11 protein-coding genes and 6 tRNA genes are annotated in these 12,305 nt (G+C 62.2%); 10 read left to right on the top strand and 7 right to left on the bottom strand.

The features are described 5' to 3' along the window. Positions 1–12: 12 nt before the first annotated feature. Both CPI83_RS15615 and CPI83_RS15610 read right to left on the bottom strand, forming a co-directional pair. Positions 13–546: a GNAT family N-acetyltransferase gene (locus tag CPI83_RS15615; RefSeq protein WP_060938507.1), complete on the bottom strand. Its 534-nt coding sequence runs from the start codon at positions 544–546 to the stop codon at positions 13–15. A 67-nt stretch (positions 547–613) separates the two neighbouring features. Beyond that, positions 614–1,810: an MFS transporter gene (locus tag CPI83_RS15610; RefSeq protein WP_019748279.1), complete on the bottom strand. Its 1,197-nt coding sequence runs from the start codon at positions 1,808–1,810 to the stop codon at positions 614–616. A gap of 116 nt (positions 1,811–1,926) precedes the next feature. Between CPI83_RS15610 and CPI83_RS15605 the strand changes: the two genes are divergently transcribed. Both CPI83_RS15605 and CPI83_RS15600 read left to right on the top strand, forming a co-directional pair. Beyond that, positions 1,927–3,312, top strand: a complete 1,386-nt coding sequence (locus tag CPI83_RS15605; protein WP_097387400.1) for a GH1 family beta-glucosidase — start codon at positions 1,927–1,929, stop codon at positions 3,310–3,312. A gap of 174 nt (positions 3,313–3,486) precedes the next feature. Continuing rightward, complete coding sequence (locus tag CPI83_RS15600) at positions 3,487–3,984, top strand: alpha-isopropylmalate synthase regulatory domain-containing protein (protein WP_097387399.1); 498 nt, start codon at positions 3,487–3,489, stop codon at positions 3,982–3,984. 146 nt (positions 3,985–4,130) lie between these two features. On the opposite strand, the gene CPI83_RS15595 is transcribed toward CPI83_RS15600, so the two are convergent. The 5 genes from CPI83_RS15595 to CPI83_RS15575 all read right to left on the bottom strand — a co-directional run bounded on the left by CPI83_RS15595 (position 4,131) and on the right by CPI83_RS15575 (position 4,634). After that, a tRNA-Val gene (locus CPI83_RS15595) sits at positions 4,131–4,205 on the bottom strand. A 16-nt stretch (positions 4,206–4,221) separates the two neighbouring features. Then, positions 4,222–4,297, bottom strand: a tRNA-Gly gene (locus CPI83_RS15590). Between the two features lie 92 nt (positions 4,298–4,389). Further along, a tRNA-Val gene (locus CPI83_RS15585) sits at positions 4,390–4,464 on the bottom strand. Between the two features lies 1 nt (position 4,465). Next, a tRNA-Cys gene (locus tag CPI83_RS15580) sits at positions 4,466–4,536 on the bottom strand. Positions 4,537–4,561: 25 nt separating this feature from the next. Continuing rightward, positions 4,562–4,634: transfer RNA gene (locus CPI83_RS15575), tRNA-Gly, on the bottom strand. Positions 4,635–4,927: 293 nt separating this feature from the next. On the opposite strand from CPI83_RS15575, the gene CPI83_RS15570 reads away from it, so the two are divergent. The 8 genes from CPI83_RS15570 to CPI83_RS15535 all read left to right on the top strand — a co-directional run bounded on the left by CPI83_RS15570 (position 4,928) and on the right by CPI83_RS15535 (position 12,215). Continuing rightward, a tRNA-Val gene (locus CPI83_RS15570) sits at positions 4,928–4,999 on the top strand. Between the two features lie 244 nt (positions 5,000–5,243). Further along, on the top strand, positions 5,244–5,654 hold the full coding sequence (locus CPI83_RS15565) for a TIGR02611 family protein (protein ID WP_085989954.1): 411 nt from the start codon (positions 5,244–5,246) through the stop codon (positions 5,652–5,654). A 133-nt stretch (positions 5,655–5,787) separates the two neighbouring features. Further along, entirely contained in the window at positions 5,788–7,845 is a 2,058-nt protein-coding gene (thrS, locus tag CPI83_RS15560) for a threonine--tRNA ligase (protein WP_007732914.1), read from the top strand. Next, positions 7,842–8,396 (top strand): HIT domain-containing protein, encoded by a 555-nt coding sequence (locus tag CPI83_RS15555; protein ID WP_019748284.1) that lies wholly within the window; start codon positions 7,842–7,844, stop codon positions 8,394–8,396. Before thrS ends, CPI83_RS15555 begins: the two co-directional genes overlap by 4 nt. 81 nt (positions 8,397–8,477) lie before the next feature. Beyond that, entirely contained in the window at positions 8,478–9,173 is a 696-nt protein-coding gene (gene pgsA / locus CPI83_RS15550) for a phosphatidylinositol phosphate synthase (RefSeq protein WP_020907628.1), read from the top strand. Further along, positions 9,170–10,072, top strand: a complete 903-nt coding sequence (locus tag CPI83_RS15545) for a phosphatidylinositol mannoside acyltransferase (RefSeq protein ID WP_019748286.1) — start codon at positions 9,170–9,172, stop codon at positions 10,070–10,072. Before pgsA ends, CPI83_RS15545 begins: the two co-directional genes overlap by 4 nt. Then, positions 10,069–11,196 carry a glycosyltransferase family 4 protein gene (locus CPI83_RS15540; RefSeq protein ID WP_003943332.1) on the top strand — a complete coding sequence of 376 codons (1,128 nt, stop codon included), beginning with the start codon at positions 10,069–10,071 and terminating at the stop codon, positions 11,194–11,196. The genes CPI83_RS15545 and CPI83_RS15540 overlap by 4 nt, the downstream gene beginning before the upstream one ends. Then, positions 11,193–12,215: an NUDIX domain-containing protein gene (locus CPI83_RS15535; protein ID WP_020969519.1), complete on the top strand. Its 1,023-nt coding sequence runs from the start codon at positions 11,193–11,195 to the stop codon at positions 12,213–12,215. Before CPI83_RS15540 ends, CPI83_RS15535 begins: the two co-directional genes overlap by 4 nt. Positions 12,216–12,305: the final 90 nt, after the last annotated feature.

Genomic DNA, 12,305 nt, shown 5'->3' with positions numbered 1-12,305 from the left:
TCAGCAGGCCTGTCAGCTGACGGGACGCTCCATCACGAAATCGTGGTGGAGTTGTGCCCCCACGAGAAAAGTCTTCGTGCCGACCTGGGTGAAGCCGTGTTTGGCGTAGAACTTCTGGGCGCGCAGATTTTCCTGATTGACACCCAGCCAGATCCCGGCACTTCCGCTGCGTCGTGCATGGTCGACAACCGCGTCCATCAGGGATGCTGCCGCGCCGGTTCCGTGGTTTCCCGGAAGCACGTACAACTTGCTCAGTTCCGTCGTCGGGCGAAGTGTCACAGCAGCTTTGACGTCCGGGTCGGCGGGCTCGTCGTCGACGAGCATCGCGTAGCCGACGATCGAGCCGTCGCGAATGACCTTGAGAACGGTTCGTGTCGGGTCCGTCAGGTACTCGGAGAACTTGTCGACCGAGAGAACGTTGTCGATGAAGGCACTGATGTCGTCGTCGGATGCGCCCGGCGGACAAGCCAGCGGAAACGTCACCGCTGCCACGTCGGCGATTGCTTCGGAATCCCAGATTCCGGCCCGGTCAACGGTGATCGTCACGTCAGTTTCTACCTCTCGCGCACATGATTCGGTTGATCAAGTACACCACCTTCGTCGAGCGTGATGCTCAAGCGGCGTTCTCGGCGACCGGCGTCGTGGCTCGTTTCGGTGCGAACGCGGGAGCAAGGACTATCAAGATCGCGCAGAACGCCAGCGGAATCAGGAACCCGATTCGAAGGTCACTGAAGGCAGCGACCGCGCCGACGATGCCGCCGCCGACCACCGTGCCGACGTAGTTGAAGAGGTTGATGCGTGCGATCACCGCGTCGACCTGATCCGGGGGAGCCATCCGTCCGGCGGCGCTGAAGCAGATCGGGGCGATTACCGGTACGCCGAGGCCGACGATCAGGAAGCCGGCGATGGCAACGGCGGGAGATTGCGCGAGGACAACGATCGTCATGCCGACCACGCCGATGAGAGAGCCGATCCGCACGACGGTGGTCTCACCGAACTTGCCGACCCAGTAGTCGCCGGTCAGTCGTGCGACCAATGCCGCGATTTGGTACGCCGCCACGGAAAGGGCGGCCGTCCCGGCGTCGGCGAGCAGTTCGTCCTTGACGTACAGCGTCGACCAGTTTCCGACGCTGAAGTCGACCGCATAGAACAATGCCATCGCGACGCCGAGCAGGACGAAGGCGCGGGTGGGTACGGTGAATTTCGCGGTGCTCGTGATGTTTGCATCGGCAACCGGAGACTCGGAGCGATCGAGCAGTTGCGGGCCGAAGGCCAGAAGCATCAGTCCGACAACAACTCCCGCGATCACCTGCGTTATGCGGATCGAGATGTCGAGGCTTGCGGTAGCAGAGATGAACAGAGCGCCGACAATCGCTCCGACGCTCCAGGAAGCATGGAACGAGGAGAGGATGAAGCGGCCCTTGGCGTGTTGGATCGAGACTGCCTGCATGTTGGCGGCCGCGTCGACCATGCCGAGTCCGATGCCGTAGATCGCCAGGAAGACGAAGAACATCGCCGCGTTGGGCGCAATTCCGGTTGCCCCGCCGAAGACTGCGATGACGGCGAGTCCGGTTCGCAGAGTCATCTTGCTCGACGTTCTCACGGCCAGAATCTCGGCGAGCACGCTGCCGAGCCCGGCGATGACGGACACGGTGACAACCGCAACCACAACCAGTGTCTCGCTCAGCTCGAACAAGTCCTTGTACTGCGGCAGCTGCGTCAGAATGGCGGCGAGCAGAAATCCTTGAAGTCCGAAGGCCACCGAAGTGGCGATCCGAGCCCTCGTCAGGGTGCGGGTGTTATCCGTCATCAAGCAGGGCCTTTGTCTCGTTCGTTCGGTTAGGCCGAACGGTACTGGATCTTGATACTGGTCGAGTGTCCAACAAAGCTGCGTGTTTTGCACGGTTCTTTGATTAACTGACCGACATGACTCGGCAGCCGACACCAGAATTTCCGTCTTCCTTCGTCTGGGGAACCGCCACCGCGGCCTACCAAATCGAAGGAGCTGTGGCCGAAGACGGTCGCGGACCGTCGATTTGGGACGAGTTCTGTGACCGCCCCGGTGTAGTCGTCGGGGGCGACACCGGAGCGGTTGCTGCCGATCATTATCACCGCTGGGAATCGGATATCGAGTTGATGAAAGACCTCGGGCTCGACGCTTGTCGGCTGTCCCTGTCGTGGTCGCGAATTCTTCCCACCGGATCGGGGGCTGTGAATGCGAAAGGGCTCGACTTCTACGACCGCCTGATCGATCGACTGTGTTCGGTGGGAATTACTCCTGCCGTCACTCTCTTTCACTGGGATCTGCCCCTCGCACTGCAAGAGCAGGGCGGCTGGATGAACCGAGACACGTCGTACCGGCTGGGGGAGTACGCCCAGGTCGTCGGCGAACGGTTGTCCGATCGAGTCGGAATGTGGATGCCGCTCAACGAACCGGTAGTGCATACGCTCTACGGTCATGCCCTGGGAGTTCATGCCCCCGGCCTGGCCTTGGGGTTCGAGGCTTTCCAAGCCGCACATCACCAGCTGCTCGGGCACGGCCTCGCTGTCGAAGCGCTTCGGGCAACCGGATGCACGAACATCGGAATTGCCTCGAACCATGCACCGGTGCGGGCCGCTTCCGATTCCCCGGAAGACGTGATGGCTGCCGACATCTACGACCACGTCGTCAATTGGATGTTCGCCGACCCGGTATTGGTCGGAAAGTACCCCGCCGACGAATTCGCCCAGCTGCTCAGCGGTCCCGTCGACGAGGACTTGAAAATCATCGGGGCGCCGCTCGACTGGTACGGGATCAACTACTACGAGCCGACGATGATTGCCGCTCCGGTGGAAGGCCAGGGGACCGAAGGTGTGCTCGAGGTCGACCTACCGCCGGGCCTGCCCTTTGCGCCTGTCGCGATTACCGGTTATCCCACAACCGATTTCGGATGGCCGATCGTTCCCGAAGGGCTGGGTGAGATCCTGCGGACGTTCCGAGCTCGGTTCGGTGACGCACTGCCGCCGATCTACATCACGGAAAGCGGATGTTCATTCCACGACGCACCGGATGCCGCAGGCGTCGTCGAGGACGAAGCGCGAATCGACTACCACGATGCGCACCTTCGCGCCCTCCGATCGGCAATGGACGACGGTGTCGACGTCCGTGGCTATTTTGTGTGGTCACTCCTCGACAACTTCGAGTGGGCAGCCGGCTACCAGGAACGATTCGGCCTGGTCCACGTCGATTTCGATACCCAGAAGCGCACACCGAAGACCTCGTTCGAGTGGTATCGCGCCCTGATCGCCGGGCACAAATCGGCTCAGGTCTGACCTGTGCGGAGGCGGTCCGGGTTGCATTCTCGAACCGGGCCGCCTAGCCTCGTCTCTCATGAAGCGAATTCTCGTAGTAAGCCGCCGTAGCGGGGTCTGAATCGGACCGACCCCTCGCTGCGGGTCGTCTTGCTACCAGTTGGTCCTCCACTTCATTCCAGGAAGACCACGATCATGACTTACAACTTCGCCTTCGCTTCTGATTCTGCCTTCGCTTCTGATTTTTCTTCTACCGCTGCTGATCCTTTCGCGACGCGTCACGGAAAATCTCTGCCAGCCGGCCTGCGCGCCGAATGCTCAGCGATGTCTTGGACCGAGTTCGAGTCCACGTATGCGGCTATGAGCGGCCCGATCCGTTTGGGCGCGTGGTCCTCCGAGAAGATTGCGCCGGGTCGTTGGACTTTCGAAGCGACTCTCGGTCTGGGGGAGCGCATCCAGAAGGCTTCCGCCACCTCGACTGGCGCGATCTCGGCCATGACGTCGATGCTGCACGACGCGGGAATCTCGCTCGAGATCCTGTCTTTCCATCAGCACCAGATCGGCCACCGCACGGCGACGTTCATCTTCACCGAGTGCGACGGCCGTCGGAGCTGGGCGATGGGGATTGCGGAGTCGTCGACTGAGTCCTCGCTGCGCGCGATGACTTCGGCAGCGAACCGCTTCTCTCACTGATCAGTTACAACAATCTGATCAGCTACATCAACCGCAGTACTGACGTGGATTCCCGAGGGGGCTTGCGTCAGTACTGCGATTGATGCGTTCGGCGCTCGAACGCAAAAAGCCGGAACCCTGAGGTTCCGGCTTCTTGCAATTTCAAATGGTGCGCGATACTGGGATTGAACCAGTGACCTCTTCCGTGTCAGGGAAGCGCTCTCCCGCTGAGCTAATCGCGCGGGTTCTGGAGAAAAATGGAGCGGACGACGGGATTCGAACCCGCGACCCCAACCTTGGCAAGGTTGTGCGCTACCAGCTGCGCCACGTCCGCATGAGCAATGAACTCCGTTACCGGAACTCAGTACTTTTCTAACTTATCAGACCTGCAAGCAGGTCTTGACCATCAGGCCCGAGGGCCTGACGTGGTGCGCGATACTGGGATTGAACCAGTGACCTCTTCCGTGTCAGGGAAGCGCTCTCCCGCTGAGCTAATCGCGCGAGGTGGAGACGGGAATCGAACCCGTGTGCACGGCTTTGCAGGCCGTTGCCTCACCACTCGGCCACTCCACCGTAAAAGGTTGAGTCACACCTCTCGAGCGGACGACGGGATTCGAACCCGCGACCCCAACCTTGGCAAGGTTGTGCGCTACCAGCTGCGCCACGTCCGCATCGCACCGTGTTGCTTGGGGAGCTGCTCGCTCTCCTCGGTGCGTTGGAAACATTAGCCGACCGTGTCGGATACACACAAATCACCAGCTCAGTGGCGTGTTCGGAGTCGAATCGGCCCGTCGCGCGCGTTGCAACTGTCCGTCTTGGCGATGAATACGGTCTGAAATCAGCTCGAATTCGTAGATTTCGGGGTCGCCTGGAGCAAAACGAATGCCAACCTGGTGATTCGTATTCATCGCGCAGCCGTGTTAATGTTCCAACTCGTTCGAGCGCATGCGTTCGAACGACTTACGGTCCCGTGGCTCAGTGGGAGAGCGTCCGCTTCACACGCGGAAGGTCGCTGGTTCGATCCCAGCCGGGACCACAGAAAACACTGAAGGCGTTCCCGATCATCGGGGACGCCTTCAGTCGTTTGAGAGCACAGCTGTTTGAGAGCACAGCTGTTTGAGAGCACAGCTGTTCGAGGGCACGGTTGTTTCGGCATGCAGACCGTCGTCGCAGGTCGCCGGCCGACGATTTCGGTAGCCTGGTCGAAGAGACATTTCGCGACCGAAAAGGTGACCGACTTGAGTACCGAAAAGGTCGATTCTCCCGTCGACGATTCAGACCTGTCCGTCTTCCAAGACGCAGAGTCCCGCTGGGAGCGGTGGCGCGCTGGAATCGCCGCGCGGCCCACCCTCAATCTTGCGTACCGCATCGGCGTGGGAGTCGTGGGCACGATCGTGTTCGCCGCAGGCATCGTGGCTATTCCGTACCCCGGGCCCGGTTGGCTCATCGTCTTCGCCGGCCTCGGCATACTGGCGTCGGAGTTCGCGTGGGCACATCGACTCCTTCATTTCGCGAAGGCTCGATACGACAGGTTCATGGAATGGTTCGGCAAGCAGTCGCTGTTCGTCAAGGGGTTGGGCGTTCTGTTCACCACAGTGATCGTCCTGGCGACGTTGTGGGTGCTCGGCACCTTCGGCCTGATCGGGACATGGGTGGGCCTGGACTACTCGTGGCTCGAGTCGCCACTGTGAGCTGAACGCGGCCCGGTTTCCTTCACTCGGTTGTCTCACCATGTCGGTAGGGCCGATAACATGATCGTGCGCGTGCTCGCAGTGGGTACGACGCCTGTCTAACTTGTCGCAATACCTTTAGGAGCACATCGCCGTGACCAGTCCCGCGCCAGAGCACTCAGCCGCCCCACTTCGGGTGCCCGCGGGGACGACCGCCGGGACTGCAGTGCGCGAAGCCGGATACCCCACGAAGGGGCCCGACGTGATCGTCGTTGTCCGCGATGGCGAGGGAACGCTCAAGGATCTGTCGTGGACACCTGAGGTCGATGTCGACGTCGAGCCGGTGGCAGCATCCACCGAGGACGGCCGCAGCGTCATCCGGCACTCCGCGGCTCACGTCCTCGCGCAGGCGGTCCAGAAAGAATTTCCCGACGCGAAGCTCGGGATCGGTCCGCCGATCAAGGATGGCTTCTACTACGACTTCGCAGTGGATCGTCCGTTCACTCCGGAGGATCTGGCCAAGCTCGAAAAGCGTATGAAGCAGATCATCAAGGGATCACAGCGCTTCTCGCGTCGAGTGGTCGATTCGATCGAGGACGCTCGGGTCGAGTTGGCCGACGAGCCTTTCAAGCTCGAACTGATCGACGACAAGTCCGGCATCGACGATCCCGAGATCATGGAGGTGGGCGGCAACGAGCTGACCATCTACGACAATCTCGATCCGCGCACTGGCGACAAGATCTGGTCCGATCTGTGCCGCGGCCCGCATATTCCGACCACCAAGCACATTCCGGCCTTCAAGTTGACCCGAAGCTCCGCCGCCTACTGGCGTGGCAACCAGGACAACGCCGATCTTCAGCGTGTCTACGGCACCGCGTGGGAGTCCACCGAGGCTCAGGACGAGTACCTCGAACTGCTCGCCGAGGCCGAGCGTCGTGATCACCGCAAGCTCGGTACCGAACTGGACCTCTTCAGCTTCCCCGACGAGCTCGGTTCGGGTCTGCCGGTGTTCCACCCCAAGGGCGGCATCATCCGCACCGAGATGGAGAACTACTCGCGCAGCCGCCACATCGAGGCGGGCTACGAGTTCGTCAACACTCCGCACATCACCAAGGGACATCTGTACGAGGTTTCGGGTCACCTCGACTGGTACCGCGACGGAATGTTCCCGGCGATGCACGTCGACGAGGAACTGAACGAGGACGGCACCGTGCGCAAGCCGGGCCAGGACTACTACCTCAAGCCGATGAACTGCCCGATGCACAACCTGATCTTCCGTGCTCGCGGACGCTCGTACCGTGAATTGCCGTTGCGGCTCTTCGAATTCGGCTCGGTCTACCGCTACGAGAAGTCCGGCGTCATCCACGGCCTGACCCGCGTGCGCGGCATGACCCAGGACGACGCTCACATCTACTGCACCCGTGAGCAGATGCGCGACGAGCTGACCACCACCCTGCAGTTCGTTCTGAACCTGCTCAAGGACTACGGCCTCGACGACTTCTACCTCGAACTGTCCACCAAGAACCCGGACAAGTTCGTCGGTAGCGACGACGTCTGGGAAGAGGCGACCGCAACGCTCGCCGAGGTCGGCGAAGCTTCCGGCCTGACTCTGGTGCCGGATCCGGGTGGAGCCGCGTTCTACGGTCCCAAGATCTCCGTTCAGGTCAAGGACGCACTCGGCCGCACCTGGCAGATGTCGACCATCCAGCTCGACTTCAACCTGCCCGAGCGGTTCGAACTCGAGTACACCGGCAACGACGGCGTCAAGACTCGTCCGGTCATGATCCACCGCGCGCTGTTCGGCTCGATCGAGCGGTTCTTCGGTGTCTTGACCGAGCACTACGCGGGCGCGTTCCCGGCGTGGCTGGCGCCGGTACAGGTCGTCGGAATTCCGGTGGCCGAGGCTTTCGCCGATCACCTGTTCGACGTCACGAAGAAGCTCAAGGCAGCCGGTGTTCGCGCCGAGGTCGATTTCAGTGATGACCGGATGCAGAAGAAGATCCGTAACCACACCACGCAAAAGGTCCCGTTCATGCTCCTCGCGGGCGAGCGTGACGTGGAAGCCGGCGCGGTCAGCTTCCGTTTCCGTGACGGCACCCAGATCAACGGAATTCCCGTCGACGACGCCGTCCGGATCATCACCGAGTGGATCGGCCGCCGCGAGAATGCCTCGCCGACAGCCGAACTGGTGCAGCCAAGCGTGGCGCAGTGAGCGCCCCCGGTGACGATGGTCCGGGTTCGCTGATCGACCACGGCGTCGGCGATCCTGATCATTTGCAGCGTATTTGGTCGCCACATCGGATGTCGTACATCACCGAGGCGCCCAACACCCCGGGTACGACGGGTGAACCGTTCATCGACATTCCGAAAATGTCGGACGAGGAAGGGTTGATCGTCGCCCGCGGTGAACACGTCTACGCGGTCTTGAACCTGTACCCGTACAACCCGGGTCACCTGATGGTGGTGCCGTACCGCAAGGTCGCGGCCCTCGAAGACCTCACGCCGGAGGAGAGCGCCGAGTTGATGGCGTTCACCCAGCGTGCGTTGCGGGTGATCAAGAGCGTGTCGAATCCGCACGGATTCAACGTCGGTCTGAATCTCGGTGCTGCCGCGGGCGGTTCGCTGTCCGAGCACCTTCACCAACACGTAGTGCCACGTTGGGGCGGCGACGCCAACTTCATCACCGTGCTCGGTGGGGTCAAGGTGATGCCGCAATTGCTGCGGGAGACCAGGGGACTACTCGCCGGTGCCTGGCAACAATAGGTTGATGCATCCGGCTTCATGGCAGGATGCATTGCTGCAACGAGTTCCGAACCGGAACTCACGACGGGGAGGGTTCCTGCGGTGTTGAGCTTCTTCGGGCGCGCATCGGTGTCCAAGGTGACGGCACCTATGGGGAAGGCGCTGGTCAAGACCGGTCTGACGCCGGACTCGGTGACGGTGATCGGCACGGTGGCAAGCGTCGCCGGTGCGGTGACGCTGTTTCCGTCCGGACATCTGTTCTGGGGAACCTTGTTCATCTGGTTCTTCGTCATGTTCGACATGCTCGACGGCGCAATGGCTCGTGCTCGCGGCGGCGGAACGCGGTACGGGGCGGTACTGGACGCGACCTGCGACCGCGTGGCCGACGGCGCGATTTTTGCCGGCCTGGCCTGGTGGGCGGTCTACCACGAGAACAGCAAGTGGCTGCTCGTCGCGACTCTCATCTGCCTCGTCACCTCGCAGGTCATCTCGTACGCGAAGGCGCGCGCGGAGGCGAGCGGGCTGACTGCGGACGGCGGGTGGATCGAGCGCCCGGACCGACTGATCATCGTGTTGGTCGGATCTGGCCTGACAGGTATGGGTCTACCGTGGGCGATTCACATTGCGATGTGGGTACTTGCCGCCGGAAGTATCGTGACGGTCTTCCAACGAGTGCTCGCGGTGCGCAATTCGCCTGGCGCCCGGGAACTTCTGCCGATCGCCCCGGCGGCATCGACGGTCGAAGGCGCGGCGGGCACCGAGGGCGATCCCAAGCCTGAAGGTGAGGCAGAGCAGTGAGTTTTTCCGAGCGCGCAACCGATCTGGGATATGCCGCGGGTTGGCGGTTGGTGAGAAGCCTGCCGGAATCGGTGGCGGTCAAGCTGTTCGACGCCGGAGCGGATTTCGCGGTACGCAAGGGCGGACCCGAACAACTCAGGAAGAACCTCGCGAGAGTTCTGGGCACGACGCCGGCGGAAGTTCCGGATCAGTTGATCAAGGATTCGATGCGCTCGTACGCCCGGTACTGGCGTGAGGCGTTCCGTCTTCCGTCGATGGACCTGGTCGCGACAGGTAAAGCGCTGCATGCGCTGGTCGAGGGCCAGGAACATCTGGAAAAAGCAATGGCGGCAGGTCATGGCGCGGTATTGGCGCTGCCCCACAGCGGTAATTGGGACATGGCCGGCGTGTGGTGTGTTCAGCAATGGGGTGGGTTGACCTCCGTTGCCGAGCGGCTCAAGCCCGAATCCCTGTACGAACGGTTTGTCGAATACCGCGAGAGTCTCGGTTTCGAGATCTTCCCGCTGAGCGGCGGGGAGCATCCACCGTTCGTCGAACTCTCCAAGCATCTGCGTGAGAACAAGATCGTGTGCCTGTTGGGGGAGCGCGATCTGGCGAAGAAGGGTGTGCCCGTCACCTTCTTCGGCGAACCTACTCGCATGCCCGCCGGCCCGGCGAAGCTCGCGATCGACACCGGCGCGCCGCTACTTCCGGTCCACTGCTGGTTCACTCCCGACGGTTGGGGTTTCAAGATCGACCCACCGATCGACGTATCCGGCGGAGTCGGCCCAGCCACGCAGGCACTTGCCGACCGTTTTGCCGTCAACATCGCAGCGCACCCCGCTGACTGGCACATGCTTCAGCCGCTGTGGCGCTCCGACCTCTCCGAATCGCGGCTCGCCCGCATGGAGGGTGAATGAAGATCGGCATGATCTGCCCGTACTCCTTCGACGTCCCCGGTGGCGTGCAGGCGCACGTGGTGGATCTGGCCGAGGTGCTGATCGAACGTGGTCACAAAGTGAGTGTGCTTGCGCCGTCGTCCGATGACGACGAGTTGCCGGATTTTGTGGTTTCCGCAGGTAAAGCCGTCGCGATTCCCTACAACGGTTCTGTTGCGCGGTTGTCTTTCGGCCCGACGGCGAACAACCGCCTCCGCAAGTTCATCGCGGAAGGTGACTTCGACGTTCTACATATCCACGAACCCAATGCGCCGAGTCTGTCCATGCTCGCGTTGCGTATCGCGGAAGGCCCGATCGTCGCCACCTTCCACACGTCGACCACGAAGTCGTTGGTGCTGAGCACTTTTCAGGGTGTCTTGGCTCCGTATCTCGAGAAGATCAGTGGCCGGATCGCAGTCTCGGAGTTGGCGCGTCGTTGGCAGGTCGAGTCCCTCGGATCCGACGCCGTCGAGATCCCCAACGGCGTCGATGTCGCAGCGTTTGCCGAGGCCGATCTGTTGCCCGGCTACCCGCGCGAAGGTGGAACCATTCTGTTCCTCGGTCGCTACGACGAACCGCGCAAGGGGATGGCCGTACTACTCGGTGCGTTGCCGGAGTTGGTCGAGCGTCACCCGGATCTCGAAGTGATCGTGGTCGGACGCGGCGACGAGGAGAAACTCCGCAAAGAGGCGGGCAAGTACTTCAAGCATCTCCGCCTGCTCGGGCAGGTCAGTGACGAGGAGAAAGCGTCGGCGCTTCGCAGTGCGGACGTCTACTGCGCGCCCAATCTCGGCGGTGAGAGCTTCGGGATCGTGCTGGTCGAGGCCATGGCGGCTGGCACTGCCGTCGTGGCCAGTGAGTTGGACGCTTTCCGCCGTGTTCTTCGCGACGGTCAGGCCGGCTTGCTGGTCCCCATCGGGAACTCCGATGCCTTGGCCGAGGCAATCGATTCCGTTCTCGGTGACCCGGATCGACGACGCGCGCTGGTCAACACCGCGACAAGTGTTGTTGCCGAATACGACTGGCCGGTGGTGGCCGAACAGATCCTGCGTGTCTACGAGACCGTCACGGTTGGCGGCACCGGCGTACGCGTGGTGGGGTCATGACCTTCTCCGCTCTGACGATCTTCATTCTCGGGCTCGTCGCTGCCGTCGTCCTGGTCGTCGGACTGTGGGCGTACGGGACGGCGAACCGACTCGATCGACTGCATGTGCGTTCGGATCAGTCGTGGTTGGCGCTCGATGCGGCTCTGTCCCGTCGTGCCGCGGTTGTCCGCGCGGCGGCTGTGGACATGAGCGCCGACGACGCCCGCAGATTCGTCACCTTGGCGGACGCCGCCGAACGGGCGGATCGTCAGGATCGCGAGCTTGCCGAGAACCGGCTGTCCAATGCTCTCGCTGCCTACGGCACGACGTCGCTGCGACCTCAACTGGTGGCCGAGTTGGCCGATGCCGAGGCGCGCGTGCTGATCGCCCGGCGGTTCCACAACGACGCGGTGCGAGACACTCTCGCGTTGCGTACCCGACGACTTGTTCGATGGCTACATCTCGGCGGAACGGCGCCACTGCCTCAATACTTCGAGATCTCTGAGCGCACGACCGCGGCGGCGGTGCCCGAGGGAATCACCGTGGATACGTCACGGACCTCTGCCCGCGTGGTGATGCTGGACGAGGAAGATCGGGTGCTGCTGTTGCGCGGGCACGATCCCAAGATCCCGAACACTTACTTCTGGTTCACCGTCGGCGGCGGGCTCGAACGCGGCGAACATCTGCGAGCGGCCGCAGTTCGTGAGATCGAGGAGGAGACCGGATTCGTCGTGGCGCCGGAGAATCTGCGAGGTCCGCTTTGGCGTCGGGTGGCGATCTTCCCGTTCGACGGTGAGCTGATCCGTTCGGAAGAGCTGTTCTTCGCTACGCGCACTCACGGCTTCGAGCCGGTCTTCCAAGGCCACACGGAATTGGAACAGCGTGCCATCACCGGCCATCGCTGGTGCAGCGCCGACGAGATCCGCCGACTGGCCAAGTCCGGTGAGCCCGTCTACCCGTTGGATCTGGCAAACCTCCTGGTGGAGGCCGCGACGATTGCGGACGGCTCCGAGGATCCGGAAGTGCGTTCCATCCGCTGATCGTTCGGTCGTTCAGTGCTCGCGGCCGTTTAAGGCCAGCAATGGCAAATTGGATACGGAATCGAAGGCCGGTTAGTCCTAGAGTTTTGG

The sequence above is a fragment of the Rhodococcus sp. H-CA8f genome, from assembly GCF_002501585.1.
Classification (GTDB): Bacteria; Actinomycetota; Actinomycetes; order Mycobacteriales; family Mycobacteriaceae; genus Rhodococcus_F; species Rhodococcus_F erythropolis.
The sequence above is the reverse complement of the archived record's forward strand: the minus strand, read 5'-3'. Positions and strand labels throughout refer to the sequence as shown.